Annotated in this window: 22 protein-coding genes and 1 tRNA gene; 2 read left to right on the top strand and 21 right to left on the bottom strand. The window is 54.8% G+C overall.

The window, feature by feature from the left end; all coding sequences use genetic code 11:
* Positions 1-12: 12 nt before the first annotated feature.
* Both BLQ16_RS02865 and BLQ16_RS02860 read right to left on the bottom strand, forming a co-directional pair.
* A complete protein-coding gene (locus BLQ16_RS02865) occupies positions 13-858 on the bottom strand; it encodes a pirin family protein (RefSeq protein ID WP_091791239.1) in 846 nt (281 codons plus the stop codon).
* A gap of 208 nt (positions 859-1,066) precedes the next feature.
* Positions 1,067-1,687, bottom strand: a complete 621-nt coding sequence (locus BLQ16_RS02860) for a toll/interleukin-1 receptor domain-containing protein (RefSeq protein WP_091791238.1) — start codon at positions 1,685-1,687, stop codon at positions 1,067-1,069.
* A 259-nt stretch (positions 1,688-1,946) separates the two neighbouring features.
* Here BLQ16_RS02860 and BLQ16_RS02855 point away from each other — a divergent pair.
* A tRNA-Lys gene (locus BLQ16_RS02855) sits at positions 1,947-2,019 on the top strand.
* 132 nt (positions 2,020-2,151) lie between these two features.
* On the opposite strand, the gene BLQ16_RS02850 is transcribed toward BLQ16_RS02855, so the two are convergent.
* From BLQ16_RS02850 to BLQ16_RS02770, 17 genes are all read right to left on the bottom strand, one after another.
* Positions 2,152-2,889 carry an SDR family NAD(P)-dependent oxidoreductase gene (locus tag BLQ16_RS02850; protein ID WP_091791237.1) on the bottom strand — a complete coding sequence of 246 codons (738 nt, stop codon included), beginning with the start codon at positions 2,887-2,889 and terminating at the stop codon, positions 2,152-2,154.
* Positions 2,890-2,980: 91 nt separating this feature from the next.
* Positions 2,981-3,673 (bottom strand): class B sortase, encoded by a 693-nt coding sequence (locus BLQ16_RS02845; RefSeq protein ID WP_091791236.1) that lies wholly within the window; start codon positions 3,671-3,673, stop codon positions 2,981-2,983.
* A 95-nt stretch (positions 3,674-3,768) separates the two neighbouring features.
* Entirely contained in the window at positions 3,769-4,155 is a 387-nt protein-coding gene (locus BLQ16_RS02840) for a demethoxyubiquinone hydroxylase family protein (protein ID WP_091791235.1), read from the bottom strand.
* Between the two features lie 292 nt (positions 4,156-4,447).
* Complete coding sequence (locus BLQ16_RS02835; protein ID WP_091791234.1) at positions 4,448-5,797, bottom strand: acetyl-CoA hydrolase/transferase family protein; 1,350 nt, start codon at positions 5,795-5,797, stop codon at positions 4,448-4,450.
* A 223-nt stretch (positions 5,798-6,020) separates the two neighbouring features.
* On the bottom strand, positions 6,021-6,701 hold the full coding sequence (locus BLQ16_RS02830) for an IMPACT family protein (protein ID WP_091791233.1): 681 nt from the start codon (positions 6,699-6,701) through the stop codon (positions 6,021-6,023).
* The gene (locus tag BLQ16_RS02825) at positions 6,701-6,961 is read right to left on the bottom strand and encodes a hypothetical protein (protein WP_091791232.1); all 261 of its coding nucleotides are present in this window, start codon (positions 6,959-6,961) and stop codon (positions 6,701-6,703) included. Before BLQ16_RS02825 ends, BLQ16_RS02830 begins: the two co-directional genes overlap by 1 nt.
* Before the next feature lie 213 nt (positions 6,962-7,174).
* Positions 7,175-7,903, bottom strand: a complete 729-nt coding sequence (locus BLQ16_RS02820; RefSeq protein ID WP_091791231.1) for a TIGR03915 family putative DNA repair protein — start codon at positions 7,901-7,903, stop codon at positions 7,175-7,177.
* Complete coding sequence (locus BLQ16_RS02815) at positions 7,900-9,141, bottom strand: putative DNA modification/repair radical SAM protein (RefSeq protein WP_091791230.1); 1,242 nt, start codon at positions 9,139-9,141, stop codon at positions 7,900-7,902. The genes BLQ16_RS02820 and BLQ16_RS02815 overlap by 4 nt, the downstream gene beginning before the upstream one ends.
* A 257-nt stretch (positions 9,142-9,398) precedes the next feature.
* Positions 9,399-11,081, bottom strand: coding sequence for a catalase (locus BLQ16_RS02810; protein WP_091791229.1), 1,683 nt, complete (start codon positions 11,079-11,081; stop codon positions 9,399-9,401).
* 121 nt (positions 11,082-11,202) lie between these two features.
* Positions 11,203-12,471: an acetylornithine deacetylase gene (locus BLQ16_RS02805; protein ID WP_242868933.1), complete on the bottom strand. Its 1,269-nt coding sequence runs from the start codon at positions 12,469-12,471 to the stop codon at positions 11,203-11,205.
* Between the two features lie 37 nt (positions 12,472-12,508).
* A complete protein-coding gene (locus BLQ16_RS02800; RefSeq protein WP_091791227.1) occupies positions 12,509-13,096 on the bottom strand; it encodes a xanthine phosphoribosyltransferase in 588 nt (195 codons plus the stop codon).
* A 173-nt stretch (positions 13,097-13,269) separates the two neighbouring features.
* The gene (cas6, locus tag BLQ16_RS02795) at positions 13,270-14,091 is read right to left on the bottom strand and encodes a CRISPR system precrRNA processing endoribonuclease RAMP protein Cas6 (protein ID WP_159427959.1); all 822 of its coding nucleotides are present in this window, start codon (positions 14,089-14,091) and stop codon (positions 13,270-13,272) included.
* A 42-nt stretch (positions 14,092-14,133) separates the two neighbouring features.
* A complete protein-coding gene (gene csm5, locus BLQ16_RS02790) occupies positions 14,134-15,231 on the bottom strand; it encodes a type III-A CRISPR-associated RAMP protein Csm5 (protein ID WP_159427958.1) in 1,098 nt (365 codons plus the stop codon).
* Positions 15,232-15,235: 4 nt separating this feature from the next.
* Positions 15,236-15,970, bottom strand: coding sequence for a hypothetical protein (locus BLQ16_RS02785; protein ID WP_091791224.1), 735 nt, complete (start codon positions 15,968-15,970; stop codon positions 15,236-15,238).
* A complete protein-coding gene (csm3, locus tag BLQ16_RS02780; RefSeq protein WP_159427957.1) occupies positions 15,951-16,613 on the bottom strand; it encodes a type III-A CRISPR-associated RAMP protein Csm3 in 663 nt (220 codons plus the stop codon). The genes BLQ16_RS02785 and csm3 overlap by 20 nt, the downstream gene beginning before the upstream one ends.
* Positions 16,603-16,986: a hypothetical protein gene (locus BLQ16_RS02775; protein WP_091791222.1), complete on the bottom strand. Its 384-nt coding sequence runs from the start codon at positions 16,984-16,986 to the stop codon at positions 16,603-16,605. The genes csm3 and BLQ16_RS02775 overlap by 11 nt, the downstream gene beginning before the upstream one ends.
* The gene (locus tag BLQ16_RS02770; protein WP_091791221.1) at positions 16,983-17,813 is read right to left on the bottom strand and encodes a hypothetical protein; all 831 of its coding nucleotides are present in this window, start codon (positions 17,811-17,813) and stop codon (positions 16,983-16,985) included. The genes BLQ16_RS02775 and BLQ16_RS02770 overlap by 4 nt, the downstream gene beginning before the upstream one ends.
* Positions 17,814-17,909: 96 nt before the next feature.
* Between BLQ16_RS02770 and BLQ16_RS02765 the strand changes: the two genes are divergently transcribed.
* The gene (locus BLQ16_RS02765; RefSeq protein WP_091791220.1) at positions 17,910-18,278 is read left to right on the top strand and encodes a Rid family detoxifying hydrolase; all 369 of its coding nucleotides are present in this window, start codon (positions 17,910-17,912) and stop codon (positions 18,276-18,278) included.
* A gap of 83 nt (positions 18,279-18,361) precedes the next feature.
* Here BLQ16_RS02765 and BLQ16_RS02760 read toward each other — a convergent pair whose 3' ends face one another.
* Positions 18,362-19,306, bottom strand: coding sequence for a SufB/SufD family protein (locus BLQ16_RS02760; RefSeq protein WP_091791219.1), 945 nt, complete (start codon positions 19,304-19,306; stop codon positions 18,362-18,364).
* Positions 19,303-20,046 carry an ABC transporter ATP-binding protein gene (locus tag BLQ16_RS02755; protein WP_091791218.1) on the bottom strand — a complete coding sequence of 248 codons (744 nt, stop codon included), beginning with the start codon at positions 20,044-20,046 and terminating at the stop codon, positions 19,303-19,305. Before BLQ16_RS02755 ends, BLQ16_RS02760 begins: the two co-directional genes overlap by 4 nt.
* Between the last annotated feature and the right edge of the window lie 290 nt (positions 20,047-20,336).

The following is a 20,336-nucleotide window of genomic DNA, read 5'->3' as shown; positions in this document are numbered from 1 at the left end:
CTATTTAACAACCTAGGCCTTTCCTTGCGGTTGGTCCTGAATAAAGGTTCCTTCACGCAATTGCCTAAAAGCTTCTTCTAATTCTTCCTGCGTATTCATCACAACTGGCCCACCCCAGGCCACCGGTTCTTCCAGCGCTTGGCTTTCAAAAAAGAGCACTTCAATGGGACTGCCTGCGCTTTGCAGGGTGAGCTGGTCCCCTTCCGCCAATCGCACGGCGGTCTTTTCCTCGACGACCACCTTGCCCAAGCGGGCATCCCCTTCTAATAGAAAGACGGTTTGTGATGCTCCTGCCTTCAGAGGGAGCGTGAGGGAACCACCGGCCTCCAAGCGAATGGACAAAAAGGTCAAGGGATGGTGCTGCCCCTGAAAGCCTTTAACGCCACGAAATTCGCCGCCAATGACCACCACTTCTCCGCTATCTACAGCCAGGCTCGGGCAGTCCGCCGCCTGCAAATCATGGTAAGCCGGTGCTGCCATCTTCTGCGCCTGGGGCATGTTCAACCACACCTGCACCCCCAGCATTCGCTCACTTGCCTGGGGCATTTCTTCATGCATAATCCCCGAACCGGCGGTCATCCATTGACTGCCCCCGTCGGTAATAAGGCCTTCATTGCCCAAGCTGTCCCTATGCGTCATTTTGCCCTGGCGTAAATATGTAATCGTTTCAATGCCACGATGCGGGTGCATGGGAAAGCCCGCCAAGTAATCGCTCGGATCGGTCGAATCAAACGAGTCCAGCATTAAAAGCGGATCATAGGCCGCTGCAGTCCGGTTGGACAATACCCTTACCAACCGCACCCCGGCGCCATCTTGAGTCCGCATACCCTTTTCCTGATGAATAATTTTTGCCTCCATACCAGCAACTCCTTCTCCTTTATCCAATTTGCAGCACAAGGTGCTGCAAAAGACAGGTTTTCATCATCACTATGCCATCATATCAATTAATACATACCCTTTTACTAGGCTTAATATACCCCGGCATTTCCCACGAAAAGGCTCCCGACATCGCCTACATCCGATGCCGGGAGCCTTTTATGCCGTCCCTTGGCCGGTCATTCACATTTTAATAGGTCATCAAGCGCTTCAATTCATCGGCACGATTGGCCGCATCATAGGCGATCCGCCCCTGCTCGTGCGCCAAAAGAAAGGGTAAAATGCTTTCCGCCACATCAAACTTCGTCGTCATCCGGCCAATTTTAGCGTTGTACTTATCCCGATACTTCTGAATCCGTTCGCTTTCAGCCGGTGACAGCTCGTCCGCCTGATATTTTTGGTAGAGCAGGCCCTCCACCCAAACCTCATCATCATGTTCCGGAATTTCTTCCATTTCAACAATGAGGACTGGAAATTGGGCATCATGGTCAGCCAGAAAAGGCTCGCTCTTTAAATAAGCCATCTCTTTAGCGCACTGGGCACTCGTCATCGCCGCCTGGCTCATAAAGAAGATCAAGCCACAGCAATTTTTCGCCCGCAAAGCTGCAAAAATCGACGAATTATACCCATCCCCCTGCATCAAATTCGCTTCCGTATCAATCCAGAGATTGGCCCCGGCTTCCTGCAAATGACGGACCGCAGCATAGACCTCAGTGCCTTCCTGAGTGGAATAGCAAATATAATAATACGGTCGGCTCAAGTCACAGGCCTTAATATGCGCCGCTATCTCTTGTAAGTCTTTTTTATGCATGGTAACCTCCTTTGATCAGTTGACCTAAAGTTTATCTATACTCAGTTTATACCCGAAGCCGGTTCAATGTAAAATAATCGACAGCTTAAAATCCCCCGGAGCAACATAAAACAACGTTTTTAAGTAAAAGTCTGTAACCGCCAATCTTATTCACTTGGCCACACCATAAGGAATGACATTCCTACACACTCCAGCCAAAATTCTCCTAAAAGTCTTGACACGTCTCCATCATTTCGGTATAATTTATTTCGTTGTGAATGCGCCATTAGCTCAGGTGGTAGAGCATCTGACTTTTAATCAGGGTGTCAAAGGTTCGAGTCCTTTATGGCGCATCCTCTAAAAGACCTAGGCAAGGTCTTTTTTTTATTTTCCTCAGAATTCTCAGAGTTACATCCCTTATGGCACATTTCTAAAAATCCCTGTGCGGCATCGCACAGGGATTTTCGCGTTAGGCAGGGACGCCTTTATACGAGCATGGCACCGTCCACGTGGAGGACTTCGCCGGAGATATAGCTGGCATCGTCACCGGCGAGGAAGGCGCAGGCTTTGGCGATGTCTTCCGGCTCGCCAATCCGGCGCAAGGGGATGTTTTGAATGAGCGGTTCGATCATTTCATCCGGAACGTTTCGCATCATATCGGTATTGGTAATCCCCGGAGCGACGGCATTGACGCGGATCCGATCCGGCCCCAATTCGCGGGCTAAGGAGATGGTCAATCCGTTGACGGCAAATTTACTGGTCGGATAGCCGACGCCACGGGTTTGTCCGAAGCGGCTAACCATAGAGCTGGTGGAGATAATGGCGCCGCCGCCTTGTTTTTTCATATGTGGAATAACGGCTAAGATGGCGTTGAAAACGGCTTTGACGTTCAGGTCCATGATTTTATCGAATTTTTCCGGGCTGTAATCGTAAACGGACATATCATCTGCCATACCGGCGTTATTGACCAGGACGTCAATGCGGCCATAGCGGTCAACAATCCGATTCATTTCTTGCTGAAGGGCATCGCCGTCCATTAAATTCGGCCAGGCCCCTTCTACCTGGTCGCCCTTGTCCTTAAAATCCGCCAGGGCTTTGGCAACGGTTTCTTCACGCGAACCGAACAAAACCACTGTAGCCCCTTGGGCCAAAAATTCGGCAACGATGGCGTGGCCAATGCCGCGCGTTCCCCCGGTGACAACACAAATCTTATCTTTTAACATAGAATCCCCCTCCTAAAGACAAACATCAAGGTGTCAGATACATATCTTCTATATACCGAACCTGTCCGCCTTTTATACATAAACTATCAGCCTAGATTAAAACGGCATGTATGGCAATCCGGTTGTCGTGGTTATCGCAGGTGGATAAGGTGACCAGCGGCACCGGTTTATCCGGAAGCTGGCGGTCGGGGCCGGTCAGCTGATTTTTACCGGCAACGCGCGCTCTGAAGGCCTCCCAGGCGGCCCCGGTATAAGCCGGAGCCCGGTAATCTTCATAGGGTGAGGCGATATAGGCGGCGACAATCCGGTAAACGCGCTTGTCTTGCCCTGTTTCAATGTCAATTTTATCGTTTTTGTCGTTGATAAATCCTGATTGCAGGTAGTTTTCCAGATCGTGAAAAACATAACCGGCTGCGACATTGTGCCCGTAAATGACGGTATTTTGATCGGAAAAATCCTTCTGGTTGCCGGCGTCCAAAAAGACGGCACCAAAGGGGTGCGCCGCTCCCTTGTAATCGTGGTCCAGAAAAAAGGCGTTGTCCTCACCTTGCACCAGCGGATAACTGATGTCCGTTCCGGGGATGGATATCCAGCCGATGACGTAGGGGCTATCCACTTGGTGCAAGGCGATACTGCTGTCCGCGGTCATAGCTTTCTGATGCTGCTGGTCTACTTCACTTTTCTGCTCGGCAAATTGCCGGACATCGGATACATAGGTATAAATCTGGTAGGCTGAAACGGCAATCATCAGCAACAAGATGAGCTGAATCAGCCTGATAATCATTTGCTTCACATGTCACCCCCGCTTGTTCACCTCTTCGTTTCAACTGGATAAGGGGTATCGCTGGGCCTTGCCTGTAAATACAGACGGTGCGCGGCTTACAAGAGGGCCATGACCATGTCGCCGTGGCGTTTTTCGTCGTTTTTGACACTTTCAACACTGGCGAAGCGTTCGGCAACCGGGGCATAGGTGTTGACGGCCTTATATTCCCCTTTGGCGATGATCGGGTACAGTCGTTTTCTACCCAGGCCTTTGTACAAGAGCGGCAGCACGACGGAGAGGGTCTTTTTGGGCTCCAGGGTCTGGCCGGTGAGCTTTTTAAAGACGGCGGCGTGGTGGCCTTCTTCGGCGGCCAATTGTAAAAAGATCTCTCTGTCTTTCGGATCTTTTACGGCATCTGCCAAGGCTTTATACATGAGCACGGCGCTGAGTTCACCTTGCTGGGATTTTAAGAGAACCTTCATTTCTTCATTGCTAACGGACATGGGCATCTTCCTTTCATGGTCTTTGTTGGAATGGCAAGTAACTGACAGAGGGCCTGCCATCAACCGGCAGCAGGCCGGACCTTATCCCAAAGGGTCCGACCTCCTGGTCGGAGGATCCCGCCTGCCAAGGGAGTGATAACTTGACTCCTTACCTGTCTACCACAAAAGCGGCTTTCGCAAACCGACCGCCCGGCGGCATTGCGCTTTCGCCTCCAGGTCTAGGGGGCGTGTCAGGGCAAGGACCGTTGGCCGGACATAAAAAAACCGCCCCGGAAGGGGCGGCTAAAGGCGCTTAGCGTTTGTTGCTCTTGCGCCAAATGTTCATCTTTTCGGCTTCTTGGATCAGCTCTTCGCGGAAATCCGGATGGGCGATGGAGATCAAGGCTTCGGCCCGCTGCCAGGTGCTGCGGGCTTTCAGGTTAACGATGCCGTATTCTGTGGCCACGTAGTTCATCATGGACCGGGGGGTGGTGACGATGGTGTAGGGGTCAAAGGTCGGGCGGATGCGGCTCTTCACCGTGCCGTCTTTCATTTTGACGGTGGAGGACAGGGCCATGATGGCTTTCCCGCCTTTGGACCGGTAAGCGCCAAGCATAAAGTCGGCTTGACCGCCGGTGCCGGAAATCTGTTTGATGCCGGCAGCTTCTGAGGAGGCTTGTCCGTATAAGTCCATTTCCAGGCAGTTGTTGATGGCAATAAAGTTATCAATGGAGCCGACGACAAAGGGGTCGTTGGTGTAGTCCACCGGGAAAATGGCGCAGGAGGTGTTCTTGTCTAAGAAGTCATAGCAGCGCTTGGTGCCCATGGCAAAGGTGTAGACGTGCTTGCCCGGGTTGATATTTTTGCGCTTGCCGGTGACCCGGCCGGAGAGCACCATGTCCACCATGGAGTCGGTGAACATTTCGCTGTGAATGCCCAGGTCTTTGAGGTCTGATTCAGAAATCATTTTACCGATGGCATTGGGCATCCCGCCGATGCCGAGCTGGATGCAGGCGCCGTCAAAGAGTTCGCCCATAACGAATTCGGCGACCTTTTTATCAATTTCGCCAAAATTAGCCGGCGGCACTTCATCTAAGGGGCGGTCGTTCTCAACGATGATGTCCACGTCGGAAATGTGAACGTTTTCACCGTAACCGCCGTAGCACACGGGCATGGAGGCGTTCACCTCAACGATGACCGTATCGGCGGCTTCCACCATGGCGTGGAAATGGGAGGCTTCCGGACCGAAGTTGAAATAGCCACTGTCATCCATGGCGGCCACAGGAATAAAGACGACGTTACTTTTGACCTCGCCGTGGTTTAATTCCTGGCGATAGTAACGCGGGTATTCGTGGAAGAGCATGGGAACGAAAAAGGCCTGGGCTTTTTGCCCCAGTTTCCGTTCCAGGCCGCTGAAATGGAAGCTGGAATAATTAAAGTGCTTGCCATCCGGGTCAACGGCGATGACTTGCGGCGGCATGGTGGTGCAGCAACCGCGGATTTTAACGTCTTCCAATTCTTCAGCCCGACCGGCCAGGGCGGCGTCCAGGGCATAGGCCTGCCCGGCGAATGCGCCGTATTCAACCCAGTCGCCGCTTTTAACAACTTTAACGGCTTCTTCGGCGGTTTTAAGCTTGCTTTGGTACTCTTCTTGATAGGTCATAAGGTCCTCCTTCATCAGATCTGGCTACAGATTAGAATTTGTTATCTCTAGTATAAGCTATCTGCTTGAAAATGAAAAGGGAATTGTGAAAATTTGCACGGCTTTTACCCCACCATCCCCGTATCTCTTTCCATTATACCAACCGGACCTGTTTTACACAATGTTCAGACCTTTTCAAACAAAAAAAGCGTCCGCCGGTGCCGGGCACAAGCGAACGCCTTGTTTATGAGGATTGTAAGAAGGAAAGGTCCAGGTCTGCCGGCAGCGGTGCGTAAGCAAGCGCCCCCCAATCAAAACGGGCCTCGCCCCGGGTCAACCCCTGCAGCCAGCCGGTAAAAGCCGCTTGCAGCCGGTCCGGCACATGCAAGTCATAATGTACGGCGGCGTCAAAGCGTTTCTCCGCCGGCCAATGCCGTTCGTTCAGCTGGTAGCTGACCGGTCCTTCATAGGCATAGGGCAGGGTCAGGGTAACCGCTGTTTGGCGCACCATGTCCGTCGGCATGCCGGCCCGTACCGCTTCAGCAGCGGCGCGGGTATAGGCGCGGATCAGACCGCCGGCGCCCAGTTTAACGCCGCCAAAATACCGGACGGTGGCAAGGACCACATCGGTCAGCCCCTCTTTTTTCAAGACTTCCAGACTGGGAATGCCGGCAGTGCCTTGGGGCTCACCATCGTCAGAGGCCCGCATTGAAAGGCCGGCGGGACCGATGATATAGGCCCAAACCACGTGGGTCGCCGTGGGGTGTTCCGCCCGCACAGAAGCGATGAAGGCCTGCGCCTCCTCTTCCGATGTCACCCGGCGAGCGGCCCCGATAAAGCGCGACCGCTCAATCTCAATTGACACATCACCGGGTTCCGCAATGCTGCGGTAGCTTTCCGGCGCCCGGTTGTCATAGGGATCCATTAGGCCTCTTCGAAATAATAGACGACGTAAGCCCGTTGTGGATCTTGATTGACAATGTCCATATATTCCGGCGAAAGAGAGACTTCACCGATGAGGTTAAAGGGGGATTCAAAGTCAAATTCCGGGTCATCGGCACACTTGCAAATGTCCATTTTGGCATTGGGATCGTGCTCCGGCTTGACGCCCAGGGCTTCATAAGCCGCTTTGGCTTCTTCACTACTATCTGCAAAAACAACGCGCGTTCCGGTGGTATGGATCATAAATGAACCTCCTTAAGTTATTCAATATCGTCAATGAATCCCCTTCATTATAGCATATTTAGGGAAAAGAGCCACTCTATGACCTGGAAAATCTCCCTTTCTGTAGACAGAAAAATGCCCTCTGATGAGCAACCCGTCCGGCTGAACGATCCTCATTCCTACCCCATAAGGCCAAGGCACTGATTCCGACCGCCCCTGGTTTCGCCGCCCTCTTTATACATGTGGATTTTTTTCAGGGAGGTAGCGCCAGTATTTTTTAGGCATATGAGCAGCCATCAGTCTTTCATTTTTTCTTTCATCAATGCCTATGGCCTGATAAAAGGTCCGCCAGGCCGACTTAAAGACTTTCTCCTCATCTGTGTCTTCCGGCCTCATTTCAACCACCCGGACGATTTCCAACTCCCCATAAAGGCAGATGGAGGCCTTTTCCCGCTTTTTATCGTAAATGATGAATTTTTCCTTGGGCATCCGCTTCATAAAGTGCCGGGTCAAATATTCCAAAATATCATTTTCAGGCGCCATCTCCCCATACAAAAAGCCATCCTGAATTTGTCTAAACCTGAGCAAGCCCTTGTAGGCATGGTTCTCTGAAGAAAAATTCTTTAAGATTTGCCTAAATAACAGGGGGTATTTTTCAGCAGAATAGAGGTAATCCGGGCCGTACTGGTAGAGGCCCTTAATGATATGGGCCACCGTCTCTTCTTTTTCAGGATTTTTAGACCGGTAGACCTTGTACAAGTCCTCCAGCAGACGCTTGGAAAAGCTTTGGCAGACGCCCTGGGCCACCCTTTGGGCCTTGTCCCAGTCTGTTGCAACCGCTTCCCGGTCAAAGAGCCCCGCTTGTTCCGACGGGGGAGAAATGTGAATATCTTCCAGGTCTTTATAATGGTCGAAGACAACCGTTAGCAGGCCTTCAAAAGACCCGTCATATCCTACCATCATAACGGGCCCCACAGGCTTAACTGTTCCGGCGGATGAGCGCCCCAGCCATCGGATAAGATGGTCCTCAGCTGGTCTGGAGAAAAATGACCGCCCCTATACTTGCCCCCTACCGTTATAAAGTAGCCGGCTTTTTTGGTAGAGATCCGCATGGCCTTCAAGTCCTCAAAGCTGAGCCGTCTAAATTTCCTTGCCTTGATAATCTTATGGGCAGAGACTTTACCAATGCCGGGGATTTTCAGCAGGTCTGCATAGGGAGCCGTGTTGATTTCGATGGGGAATTGGTCAAGATGATGAAGGGCCCAGTTTGCCTTGGGGTCTATGGACAGGTCCAGGTTTTTATTTTTATCGTCCAACAAGTCTTCTGCCTTAAAGCCATAAAATCTTAAAAGCCAGTCTGCCTGGTAAATCCGGTGCTCCCTGGCCAAGGGCGCCCGGTCAATGCCCTGGGTGTACTGGCTGGCGACCACCGGAACAAAGGCGGAGTAATAAACCCGCTTTAAGCTGAAATCCTTATAAAGGCTCTGGGACCTATAGAGGATATCCCTGTCCGTTTCCCGGGAGGCCCCGATAATCATTTGGGTGGTCTGACCGGCAGGGACAAACTTGGGCGCCGACCGGAATTTTTTCCGGTCTTCCCGGTTGGCCAAAAGCCCTTCTTTGACCTCTGCCATCGGATCCAGTATGGCCTGAAAGTTCTTTTGCGGAGCCAGCAGGGCCAGGGACTGCTCTGTGGGCAGCTCAATATTGATGCTTAACCGGTCTACCAGGAGACCTATCCGGTCGACCAGTTCTTTAGCCGCCCCGGGGATGGCCTTCATATGGATATAGCCGTTAAAGTTCATTTCCGTCCTAAGGATCCTGGCCGTTTCTATTAAGAGGGCCATGGTGTAATCAGGATTTCTGATGACGCCTGAGGATAAAAAGAGGCCTTCAATGTAATTCCTCTTATAAAAATTAAGGGTCAGGTCCGCAACCTCCCTAGGGGTGAAGCTTGCCCGCTTGATGTCATTGCTTCTTCGATTGATACAGTACTCACAATTATAGATGCAGTGGTTGGTCAGCAGGATTTTCAAAAGGGAGATACAGCGGCCATCCTCGCTCCAGGAATGGCAAATGCCACTGATGGCGCCATTGCCCAGCCCGGACCTATTGTTCTTCCTGGTCGACCCGCTCGATGAACAGGAGACATCGTACTTGGCCGCATCCGTCAATATCTGAAGTTTTTCATTTAAATCCATAAGATCACCCCGATTGCACCAATCATATGTTCGCACTTCTGCTATTATCATAATCGATTGGCCCCCATTTCTCAATCCCCAATGACAAAAATTTACCAACGGGCAAGCGCCATACCGCTTGTTCCCTTGGCCCAGCTATAAGGCCTGGGGCAATTGCCAGCCGGTGCATAGGCCGACGGCCCTACCGCCACTGGCCATCTCCCGGCCCAACAAAAAAAAGCGCCCGACCGCTTGGTCGAGCGCTTTTTTACTTGATCTTACAATAACCAGGGATCATCCTCCGGATCAATGTAGTCCGGGCCGTTGGTATCTATTTCACGGTCTTCTGTCGGCTTGCCCTTGGTGGGTTGGTTCAATTCCGGATGCGCGTGGTTGGCCGCTTCGTTCCCTTCGCGAGAATCGCGGGCCGGTAGGTTTAAGTCCACGTCTTTGAGATCAATTCCCAAGGCATCCGCCACCCCTTGGCCATAGGCCGGATCGGCCTGGTAGCAGTAGTTGATCCAGCGGTGTTTGATCTGCAAGGTGGAATCGCCCATATTCCGGGCGGTATTTTGGAAGAGGACCTCTTGCTGGTCTGAGGTCATGGCCCGGAAGAGTTTACCCGGTTGGGTAAAGTAATCGTTATCATCCTGGCGAAAATCGTAATGGGCAATATCGCCGTCAGCCGGTTGGGCCGGCGGAATCAATTCCGGGTGGTCGACAAACTGGCCGTAGCTGTTCGGCTCCACATGGAGCTCACTGCCCAGGTTGCCGTCTACCCGCATTTGACCGTCCCGGTGGTAGCTGTGGGGGGCTTTGACGCCCCGGGGCTGGTTCACCGGGATCTGGTGGTGGTTGACCCCCAGTCGGTAGCGCTGGGCGTCCCCATAGGAAAAGAGCCGGGCCTGGAGCATTTTATCCGGCGAGAACCCGATCCCCGGGACAATATTCGCCGGAGTAAAGGCGGCTTGCTCTACCTCTGCAAAATAATTGTCCGGATTGCGGTTTAATTCAAATTCGCCGACAGGGATAAGTGGGTAATCGGCCTTATACCAGACCTTGGTCAAATCAAAGGGATTGTAGGGCATGGCCTTGGCCTGGTCTTCGGTCATGACCTGGATGTAGACCTTCCACTTAGGGTACATGCCCTTTTCAATGGCCGTATAGAGGTCGCGCTGGCTGCTTTCCCGGTCCATACCAACGACTTTTTCCGCTTCCTGGTCGGTTAGGTTTTTAATTCCCTGCTGGGACCGGAAGTGGAACTTGACCCATACCCGGTCGCCGTCTTTATTGATCAGGCTGTAGGCATGGCTGGAAAAGCCGTGCATAAAGCGGAAGGAAAGGGGAATTCCCCGGTCGCCCATAATAATGGTCACCTGGTGCAAGGCTTCCGGCAAAGAACTCCAGAAATCCCAGTTGGTATTCGGTGACCGCAAATTGGTACGGGGGTCCCGCTTAACGGCGTGGTTCAATTCCGGGAATTTCAGGGGATCGCGGAAAAAGAAGACCGGCGTGTTGTTGCCAACCATATCCCAATTGCCTTCATCCGTATAAAATTTCAGGGCAAAGCCACGGATGTCACGTTCCGCATCCGCAGCGCCGCGTTCCCCGGCGACGGTTGAAAAACGGGCGAACATGTCGGTTTTTTTACCGATTTCTGAAAAGATTGAAGCGCAGGTGTACTGGGTAATGTCATGCGTTACGGTAAAGGCCCCGAAGGCTCCCGACCCTTTGGCGTGCATCCGCCGCTCAGGGATGACCTCACGATCAAAGTGGGCCAATTTTTCCATGAGCCAAACGTCCTGCATAACCATGGGGCCGCGCGGACCAACGGTCATGACGTCTTGATTGGTGGCCACCGGCGCTCCGGCTGCAGAAGTAAGTTCAGGGTTTTCGCCGACACAGTCGTTGCGACTGGGCAAGCTTTCGCCTAAGCCATTTTTATCCATTGGGTTTTCCATATCATGCTCCTTTCCACCGACATGCGGCGGTGTCTTCCTGTACAGATACTCTTAATATATATACAGATACCCTTTTGCCTACCACTGGAAACCTATCCTGGTCATGACAGGGGCCGATGCTCTAGCGGGGCGTGTTGCACCAGTCCAGCAAAAAGGCGCCCATAATCTTGGTAAAGTCAAGGAGTTCCGCTTTGTCGGCGGATTCATTTTGCGAATGGGCCTCTTCCAGTTCGCCCGGGCCAAAGGCGACGGCCGGAATGTTAAAGGGCGTAAACCAGCCGGAGTCGTTGACCGTAGAGGACATGGAGATGGTCGGTGCTGCCTGACGCACGCTTTCATAGGCGGCGACCAGTTGCCCGAAGGCCGGGTGATCCTGGTCCAGATCCAGAGAGGGAAAAATTTCCCCCTTATCTTCCACCATGGACCGACCGCCCCAGGTGATTTCCGGAGGGCAGTCCCGCAGCCAGGGGTCGGCTGCAGCAACAGCGGCCAGGTGGGCATCAATTTCCCGGGTAATGGCGCGTACATCTTCATTCGGATAAAAATGTACGGTGAACCACAGCTTGCATTCATCGGCAATAAAGGCCGGGTTGGTGCCGCCTTCAATATAAGCCGGGTTAATGGTGTTGGTGCCCGGTGCAAAACCGGGATAATGCCGGGTCACCGCCCAGTGCCGTTCCAATTCTTGCAAGCCTTGAATGATCGGAATCATTTTTTCAATGGCGCTGAAGCCGACAAGGCCGCCGCCGGCGTGAATCAAGCCTCGCCGGTTGCCGTCATGATAGGTTTTATTGCCGCGCACGGTCACCCAGCCGGTGATGACCCCGCCTTGTCCCTGCAGTTCTAAGGCCGAGGTGTCGTTGACCACGGCATAATCTGCCGTATAGCCTTTTTCCAACATTTCCCGGGTACCGGCTTCACCGGATTCTTCGCCCACTGCCGCTTGGAAGATGATATCCCCTTTTAAGGCGATCCCTTCTTCGTGCATCAGCTTCAGCAGGAAAAGGTCTGCGGCAATCCCGCCTTTCATATCTGAGGTTCCTCGCCCGTACAGGCGACCGTCGACCTCTGTCAGCTGAAAGGGCGGATGGGCCCAGGCGCTTGCATCGCCGATGGGGGCCACGTCTACGTGGCCGTTGAGGATCAGGTCGTGGTAGGCGGCTGAATCCGTGCCTTTTTTACGGGCCACCAGCAGGTGGTCTTTCTCGTAAAAGGGCCACATGTCAACCTCAAAGCCAATCTCTTCCAAGTAAGCTTTGATAAAGGTCTGAATGGCAAGGGTATTGCGGGCTGGCGGGCTGATGGTTTCAAATTGAATCAATTGATCGAGCAGCGCCAGCAGCTCATCCTGGCGCCCTTCAATGGCTTGCAACAAACGTTCTTTTTCCATCTTCATCTTCCTTCCTGTGCTTGCTGAAGCCGGTTCATCAATGACCGGGAGCAAAGCTAATGGTCTGCCTCTCGCTGTCAATAGCTGCAATCCGTACGCTGGCGTAAACGTCCAGGCCGGCGCGTTCCAGCCGCTCCCGCCCCGGCTGAAAGCTTTTTTCCACACAAATGCCCACCCCGGCAACGGTGGCGCCGGCTTGGGCCACCAAATTGACCAGGCCCATGGCCGCATCGCCGTTGGCTAAAAAGTCGTCAATGATCAGGACCCGGTCCGCAGGGGACAGGTATTGCTTGGAAACCACGACCTGATAAGTCGTATTCTTGGTATAGGAGTGTACCTGGGTTTGATAATAGGCGTCTTTTTGGAGGGTGGACGGCAGGGCTTTTTTGGCAAAGAGCATGGGCACGTCAAAATGCGCCGCCACCATAATGGCCGGGGCAATGCCGGACGCTTCTATGGTCAGTACTTTGCTAATGCCGTGGTTCTGAAAATAGGCGTAAAATTCCTCTTCAATGGCCTTCATGACCGTCGGATCGATTTGCTGGTTTAAAAAACTGTCGATTTTTAAGACATTGTTCGGCAAAATAAGGCCTTCTTGCAAAATTTTATCGGCTAAATACGACATGCTATCCGTCCCCTTTTTTGTCTGCCCTGCCCGCCGGTTGCTTAGCGTCAACCGGTGGCAGGACCGGCATTACGCCACTTTTGCTTACTAAAAAAGCATCGACCAAACCGCGCGGTTCTGTCGATGCCGATCCCCTTTGGGGTGTGATAAAGGTCTGAGAGACTGAACATAAGTTAGATGTCGGTCGTCTCCTGCGGTGCAGTACTTGATGAATCTATCATAGCATTAGCGGGCAAGCTTGTCCAGCCCGGCGCCATGACGGATATGCCGCCCATGCCGAGGGCGGTTTTCACGCCAATACCGCTCCATTCGCCCAGGGCAAAGAAGAGCCCCCACAGGCGGCGCAAGGGCGGACGGGCTTTTAGAAGCAGGGTCATGTCCCCCAAGCTGCCGGGAATGTGGCTGCCTTTAATGGGCACAGCGGTGGTGCGCAGGCTCATTCGCGCCGGCAAAAGGCTAGCCGCGGCATGGGCTCGCAGGCGCGCCGGATCGGCGGCCAGTTCTGGCAGAAGGGGGACCCACCGGTTGATGAGCGATTGGGCCATGAGTTCCGGCTGCGGCAGCGGATCGTAGTGGCCGGCCCGTTTAAAGGCCAGGGGGGCCCGCAGGGTCAGGGTCAGCCGGTCAGCGGGGGCCTGATGGCTCAGATGGTGGTGGAGGATGGCCGTCCGGGAAAGGGTGACCCTTTCTACCACTTGCAAGGCCAGGTCCGTGCCATCTACCGGCAACCGGGTTAAGCCGGCAAGCCGCCGGGCCAAGTCCTCCCGGGCAGACCGGAGAGCAATATCCGGTTCATCATCCGCCAGCAGGGCAAGGCGCCAATAAAACCGGCCCTCCTTGACAAAGAGGTGCTGGTGGATTTCCGCTTGCTGGAGCCTGTGCCAGTGGGCGGCCAGCACCGGACCGGCCAGGTCATTCAAGGCGCCGTAGAGCTTATAGCCAATCCCTTTCGGCAGGGAAATGCCCGGCTCCAAGGCATAGGTAAAGCGCTCCATAAGGACTCCTTTCCGCCAATCGGCAAGCTGGGGCGCCATTGGCTAATAGTGAATGGTGATGCGGCATTTTCCCATATCATGAGAAATTCCTTTAAAAAGAACGGTGGGCCGGGTATAGGGGGCCACTGACCCGCCGAAGGCCGGGTCGTAGCCCGGCGTCTGCGCCAGTAAAGCATTGGTCAAGTCCCGGGCCTCCGCCTGGTCAAAAAGCGCATATAAGAGGGTTTTGTTCACAAAACCGGCCCCACCCCCCAAGTAGAGGTAGAGGTCGCGCAGGTCCACTGGGGCCCGCCGGGGGGTATGGATCTTTTCCCAGAAAACCCGTTCCTGCATCAACTGGGCCAATTGCAGCGCTTCATTTAATAGGGTCAGCATGAGGCCGGCCCGGTTCATCAGCGGTATATCAATCCGCAGGGTCAGGCGGACCCTTAAGTCCGGCGGCAGGACTTCATAGGCTTCTGCCTTACGCTCCTCACCATCCTGGTGGACCCGGCGCACGGTGGTGGCCAGGGTGGCATCCGGCGGCAGGGGGTCGCTGTCCGCAATGGAAATGGCCCGCATGAGATCATTGAGCGTTGACGATACCTGCCGGGTCTGCAGGTGCAGGGTGTGTAGGATGGTCTCTTGCAGGGCCCGCATTTCACCGCTGAAGGCCGTCGGCGCTTCCGCATTAAAGGCCTGCCGCAACCGGTTACGCCACTTTTCCCGCTCTGTTTCAGGCATTTCATTTAAGAAGTAAACCATTAGCACGTTGCGCAAGGCCCCCTTTACCGTACTGCCCGGTACATAGGGACAGCCGTCCGGGCGGCGCAAAAAGGTCCGCAGCCGGTCAACCGGCGCCCCCTCATGAAGGGTAAGCGAACGAGCCGTCAGGTCGCTGATATCGCCCAGGTCGGGATGGCCTTCTAAAAAATCTGCCGCTGTTCCGCCGGCAGCCTGGTGGGCCTGCCAGGTCGGCAATAGGCCCTGGTCCAGGAGCCGGGCGCCAAAAATTTCCGGGTCCAAGAGCTGCAAGACATCGCCTGACCTCACCCAATGGCGGGCATCTAAAATTCGTCCATCGCCGACAAATAGGGGCCCTCCGGTGGTTAAAAATAATTCGTGAACTTCTAAAAAGCCCAAGCGTTTCATCCGTTCCATGCCATCACCCCCATAATAACCCATCGATCGACACGGCCTTTAAGCGGCCAATCGGGTAGGTGGCCGCTGGCACGACACTGCCGGCACCCAGGTAGGGTCGGGCGCCCTCAGGATGCCCGGCCAGGCCGCGCCAAACCGGCCTTACGGCTGACCCGCTCAAGGTGGGAAAGGGACTTTCCGGCCGGGGCACCGTGCTCAACAAGCGCCGGGGACCATCCCCAACCGCCGCCAACCCCTCTGCCAGGGCCCGCCCATCGGCGCCGGCCAGGCTTGACAGCGGCACAAGCGGCGTCGGCGTGAATTGTCCCCATCCCCAGCTGCGCCGGGCACCGATGCCGGTCAGGCCCAAGCGCTGAAAAGCATCGTCCCAGGCGGCCACCGCTTCATCGGGGGCCTCAACCACAAGGTAAAGACCGCCAGCGGCCGGGGCCCTACAGACGGCCACCGCCTGACCGGCCACATAGCGGACATCCTGCCAGGAGGCGGCTTGCATGGGCTGGCCGTCAGGCCCTTCAAAGGCAGCGGGGCTTCCGGCAGGAGTCGGCAGGTAGAGCCGGTCGCCTTCAAAGGGCAGGGCATCCGACAGGCGGACGCCTGTGGCCGGAAAGTCTGCCGGAACCACAGCCGAAAGCGCCTGCACCAGGACATCTGCCCCGATGGCCACAGAAGCCCGCCGCGGGTCTTGCGTCCATAGGCGCCAGGGGCTGTGAAAATGCCATTTAGAGATTAAGGGCGTCATCGTGAAATACCTCATTTAAGAAGGCCAGGTCCTGGTCGTCAAAAGCATCCCCATACCCGATGCCCACCTGCATATTACGAAAAGCCACCCGGCCGCTGCCCCGGCTGCCGTTGCCACCCAGGCTGTCCATGGTCAGAAGCTCCATCGCCCCGGCCAAATTTTGCAAGTCGGCGCCGGCCTCAGCCGCTTCCGTTGCCGTATAAATCACCCGCAGGGCAAACCGCGCCCCGGGCACGACCCGTTCCAAACTCCGCACCTGCAGCTCAGCGGTAGCCCGGTCAATGGCTGCCTCATGCTTGATTTCCGTGGCCAGATAATCCCCCGGCGCCGAGACCAGAGGTGCATCGCAAAAAATCAGCCGCCCGGCTTGTGCCGGCCGATCGTCCACCGCCGGCGCTCCGAACAGACGGATCACCTCTTCCGCATCGTGCCCCGGGTCGTTGACAATCCAGCGCTGTGCCAGGGCCCGGGCCAAGAGTGTCCGCAGCTTTCCCTTCAGGCTGGACCCCGGTACGTAGGGCAGGCCACGCTGGTCGCGCACCACCGGGTAGTCTGCCGCCGTCAATTGCAAGGCCGGGCCGGCACCGATGTGCAAGCCTGTAAGCGTTTCCAATTCACCGCTGATGATGAGTTTACCGTACATGGTCTGCCTCCTCCTGTGCATTAGTCTCTTGACCTGCCACCGCATGGTGCCAGGCCAAAAGGCTTTCACCGTAAGCCGCCAGTTCAAGTCGGTCTTCCGGCGCCGCCAGCGCCTCAATAAGACCTGCCGCTTCAATTAATTTACCCACCGGCGTCCTGCGGTCTGTCCCGGTCAGGCAAACCGCCAGCCGCGCCTCATACGGGGCAACCGCTGCCATATCCGCCACGCGAACTGCCTGCATCCATTGCAAGAAGCTTTCACGCACAGGGCGCAAGTCTGCCTCAGTGGGCAATTGTCCCCTTTCCGCCAACATAAAAATCACCTGACGCGCCCGTTCGCGCGCCGCTTGCTGCCTATCCAGTTCTTTTGTCATGCTTGTCCCCCCAATAACCTCAACGCCAGCGCCGATTCGGACAAGTGCCCTTGGTCAACGGCACGAGCGTACAATTGCTGGGCCGTTTCCGCAGACACCGGTGTTTCTTCCATAAATAAGGCCAGGTCAGCCAGACCGGGCCGTCCATCCGTCTGGGCCAATAGGCCGGCAAAGGCACGACGAAAGGCTGCCGATTCCCCTTGTAAGGCCTGGAGCTCGCTGACGATCACCTCGCCGTCAGCAAGGCTATAGGGCTTGCCAAACAAGCACAGCCCGCCCCCAGCCAGATCGCTGAAAGCCGGCAGCCAAGGCGACAGGGCCAAGGGACAGCCTGCTGCCACCGCCGATTGCAGGGCCTCAACGGCCGTCTGCGGCGTCAGCTCCATGGTCCGGTAGAGCAAGGACTCCCCTTCCCGGACCGCCTCCTTTGCCAAAAGCGCCCGGCGCCTTGCCCCAGCCGTCAACCGCAGCCCATACAAGGGGGCTTCCGCCACCGGAGCAAGAGGCGGCAGCTTATCCGGCCAGGCATCCGCCACCGTCAGCGACTGGGGCAAGCCCCATTGCCTGGCCATGGTTTCCGTCAAAGCGGTCAAATCAACCGCCTGGCACCAGCGCAGCACCCCAGCACCGCCGGACTCCGCTAAAACCGCTGCCTGCGCCTTATCCAGCTCCACCGGCGGGGCCGTCGCCGTCATCACAACCACCTGCTCTTCTTGCCAACACAGGTCACCTGCCGGCAGAACAGCCGACGGCACCGCCGGCAACCCGCACCGTGGCACATCTTCTGTCGGTAAGACCGCCACCGCCAACCAATAGGCCTCCATCATTCCACGCCCTTTACAAATTTATCCCGTCACCAGCATTGTCTGCAACTGCTTTTGTGCTAAAATAAAGCTAACCTTAAATCCAAAGGAGGATTTTCCATGAAATTTATCCACAGCGATGCCGCCCCTGCCGCCCTCGGCCCCTATTCACAGGCCGTTCAAGTCGGTCAACTGCTTTTCGTCAGCGGCCAGTTGCCCTTAAAAGACGGTACTCTCATCGATGACGCCGCCGAAGCCACCACCGCCGCCCTGACCAACTTGCTGTCCATCGTCCAGGCCGCCGGCGGTGGCAAAGAAAGCTTCGCCAAGGTCAACATCTTTGTCCGCAACATGGACGATTTTGACACCATCAACGGCGCCTACGCCGACTTCTTCGGCGACCACAAACCGGCCCGCGCTTGCGTCCAAGTGGCCCGGCTGCCAAAAGACGCCGTCCTGGAAATTGAAGTCATCGCTGACCTCTCTTAATAGCCTATACCCATTGCGTCCAAATAGCAAAAAGAACAGGCGCCCCGCGCCTGTTCTTTTTTATGCCTTGACGTCCCCCGCGACTAGCTTAAAAAGCCTTCAATAATGCGGGCTTCCGCTTCTTCTTCTGTCAGGCCGAGGGTCTGTAGCTTCACAATCTGCTCACCGGCAATCTTCCCGATGGCGGCCTCGTGAATCAGCATCGCATCACCATTATTGGCGCGCAGCTCCGGCAAGGCATCCACCTTCCCGTTGCCCACAATGATGGCATCACACTCAGAATGGCCGGTGGAGGGCGCATTGCCCACAATTACCGAATGGTACTCCTGGTGGCTGTCGTCCTTGGCCACCGACCGGCTGACCAGGTCCACCCCGCAATTATCACCATTTAACTCCACATAAAAATCGGTGCTGGCGGTGCTGTCCGCTTCCGTTAAAATATTTTCTTTAATGACCAGGCGGGCACCGGCTTCCAGCTTGGCGCTGGTTTTCCGGTTGGTCGTGGCAATCCCCTCCAGTTGGGAGGTATCCATCTCCAAGTAAGCGCCTTCCGCCAATTCACACTGCGTTTCCGGATCAATAATCCGGCGCGACGCAGCGACAGAAGCATCGCCCGTCCCGTAATGTTTTTCCAAATAAAGGGCTTTCGCGTTCTTTTCCATAAAGAAGCGGTGGATCCCATTGTGACGGCTTTCGCCATGACCATCGGTATGCACACCGCAACCGGCCACAATGGTCACGTCCGCGTCTTCACCAATGTAAAAATCATTGTAGACCAGGTCGTCCACATCATTTTTGGTAATGCAAGCCGGGATATAACAAGACTCTCCCTTGGTGCCGGCCTTAACGATGATGTCCAGGCCACTGCCGCCACTTTTCGGCCGGATTTCAATATTCTCCGTCGATTGACGACCGGCGCATTGAGAGTCTTGACGAATATTATAAGCCGCCCCCTTGGGAAACTTTTGCCAATCGGAGACAACGTTCAGCAGTTCTTCCGTAATGCGATTTACCGGTTGGAAACTCATATGACTTCCTCCCCTTCTTGATTCACCAAGCACGTTTCACTACAGGACCGACATTCCGGACCATGCGCCAGTTGCGGCAAAATTTCCGCCGTCGGCCCGAAAGCCGCCAGCTCACCTTTTACAATCACCGCAATCCGGTCGGCAATTTCCAAAATGCGTTCCTGGTGAGAAATAATCACCGTTGACTGGCGGCGATTGTCCCGCAAATGATTAAAAACATCAATCAAGTTGTTAAAACTCCAGAGGTCAATGCCTGCTTCCGGCTCATCAAAAACAAATAAATTCGCATCTCGTGCCAAAATACCGGCAATCTCAATCCGTTTGATTTCCCCACCGGACAGTTTTGTATCTACGCTGCGGTCAATATAGTCCGCCCCCTGCAGGCCAACCTGACGCAAGAGACCATGGGCCTCATCATCGTTCAAGTCCCGCCCGGCGGCCAAGTTCAGCAAATCCCGGGTGCGCAAGCCCTTAAACCGCACCGGCTGCTGAAAAGCATAGGCAATGCCCGCCCGCGCCCGTTCGGTAATGTTCAGCCCGGTAATATCCTGGCCATCCAGCAAAATCCGCCCGGCAGTGGCATCCGCCACCCCGGCGATGACCTTGGCCAAAGACGTCTTGCCGCCGCCATTCGGCCCTGTCACCACCACCGTTTCGCCGGTTTCAATGGTTAAATTAATATTTTTCAGAATATCCGCTTTTCCCGGCACCCCGAATCCAATATTTTCTAATTGTAACATAAAGCACCCTCCGTCACTCCATTGCCTAGACAAGGCTATTATTTGTCTACTTGATAGAATACCATTTTTCACCTTTTTTCCATAGCCATCTGTAGATATTCATAATATTAGCGCAGAAGGATCTTTATTTTTATAGAATTAACAGATAATTTTTCTTTGATGAATCACCGGCTCCAGGCCTGGCCTCCAATGGACGCCAAGGCCTTATCCAGCACCATTTAATGGCCTTGCAACCACTATGCCCAGCTTTTGTAAATTTAAACTTGCTTTTCCAGCTGAAATAAGCTAAT

This window comes from Peptococcus niger (genome assembly GCF_900101835.1).
In the GTDB taxonomy this organism is placed as follows: Bacteria; Bacillota; Peptococcia; order Peptococcales; family Peptococcaceae; genus Peptococcus; species Peptococcus niger.
Note: the sequence above shows the minus strand (reverse complement) of the source record. Positions and strands in the feature narration are given on the sequence as shown.

What these genes read in the sequence shown, in the direction of transcription:
- BLQ16_RS02865 (WP_091791239.1), bottom strand. Translation starts at nt 858, where the DNA reads ATGGAGGCAAAAATTATTCATCAGGAAAAGGGTATGCGGACTCAAGAT.
- BLQ16_RS02860 (WP_091791238.1), bottom strand. Translation starts at nt 1,687, where the DNA reads ATGCATAAAAAAGACTTACAAGAGATAGCGGCGCATATTAAGGCCTGT.
- BLQ16_RS02850 (WP_091791237.1), bottom strand. Translation starts at nt 2,889, where the DNA reads ATGTTAAAAGATAAGATTTGTGTTGTCACCGGGGGAACGCGCGGCATT.
- BLQ16_RS02845 (WP_091791236.1), bottom strand. Translation starts at nt 3,673, where the DNA reads ATGATTATCAGGCTGATTCAGCTCATCTTGTTGCTGATGATTGCCGTT.
- BLQ16_RS02840 (WP_091791235.1), bottom strand. Translation starts at nt 4,155, where the DNA reads ATGTCCGTTAGCAATGAAGAAATGAAGGTTCTCTTAAAATCCCAGCAA.
- BLQ16_RS02835 (WP_091791234.1), bottom strand. Translation starts at nt 5,797, where the DNA reads ATGACCTATCAAGAAGAGTACCAAAGCAAGCTTAAAACCGCCGAAGAA.
- BLQ16_RS02830 (WP_091791233.1), bottom strand. Translation starts at nt 6,701, where the DNA reads ATGGATCCCTATGACAACCGGGCGCCGGAAAGCTACCGCAGCATTGCG.
- BLQ16_RS02825 (WP_091791232.1), bottom strand. Translation starts at nt 6,961, where the DNA reads ATGATCCATACCACCGGAACGCGCGTTGTTTTTGCAGATAGTAGTGAA.
- BLQ16_RS02820 (WP_091791231.1), bottom strand. Translation starts at nt 7,903, where the DNA reads ATGATGGTAGGATATGACGGGTCTTTTGAAGGCCTGCTAACGGTTGTC.
- BLQ16_RS02815 (WP_091791230.1), bottom strand. Translation starts at nt 9,141, where the DNA reads ATGGATTTAAATGAAAAACTTCAGATATTGACGGATGCGGCCAAGTAC.
- BLQ16_RS02810 (WP_091791229.1), bottom strand. Translation starts at nt 11,081, where the DNA reads ATGGAAAACCCAATGGATAAAAATGGCTTAGGCGAAAGCTTGCCCAGT.
- BLQ16_RS02805 (WP_242868933.1), bottom strand. Translation starts at nt 12,471, where the DNA reads ATGGAAAAAGAACGTTTGTTGCAAGCCATTGAAGGGCGCCAGGATGAG.
- BLQ16_RS02800 (WP_091791227.1), bottom strand. Translation starts at nt 13,096, where the DNA reads ATGTCGTATTTAGCCGATAAAATTTTGCAAGAAGGCCTTATTTTGCCG.
- cas6 (WP_159427959.1), bottom strand. Translation starts at nt 14,091, where the DNA reads ATGGAGCGCTTTACCTATGCCTTGGAGCCGGGCATTTCCCTGCCGAAA.
- csm5 (WP_159427958.1), bottom strand. Translation starts at nt 15,231, where the DNA reads ATGGAACGGATGAAACGCTTGGGCTTTTTAGAAGTTCACGAATTATTT.
- BLQ16_RS02785 (WP_091791224.1), bottom strand. Translation starts at nt 15,970, where the DNA reads ATGACGCCCTTAATCTCTAAATGGCATTTTCACAGCCCCTGGCGCCTA.
- csm3 (WP_159427957.1), bottom strand. Translation starts at nt 16,613, where the DNA reads ATGTACGGTAAACTCATCATCAGCGGTGAATTGGAAACGCTTACAGGC.
- BLQ16_RS02775 (WP_091791222.1), bottom strand. Translation starts at nt 16,986, where the DNA reads ATGACAAAAGAACTGGATAGGCAGCAAGCGGCGCGCGAACGGGCGCGT.
- BLQ16_RS02770 (WP_091791221.1), bottom strand. Translation starts at nt 17,813, where the DNA reads ATGATGGAGGCCTATTGGTTGGCGGTGGCGGTCTTACCGACAGAAGAT.
- BLQ16_RS02765 (WP_091791220.1), top strand. Translation starts at nt 17,910, where the DNA reads ATGAAATTTATCCACAGCGATGCCGCCCCTGCCGCCCTCGGCCCCTAT.
- BLQ16_RS02760 (WP_091791219.1), bottom strand. Translation starts at nt 19,306, where the DNA reads ATGAGTTTCCAACCGGTAAATCGCATTACGGAAGAACTGCTGAACGTT.
- BLQ16_RS02755 (WP_091791218.1), bottom strand. Translation starts at nt 20,046, where the DNA reads ATGTTACAATTAGAAAATATTGGATTCGGGGTGCCGGGAAAAGCGGAT.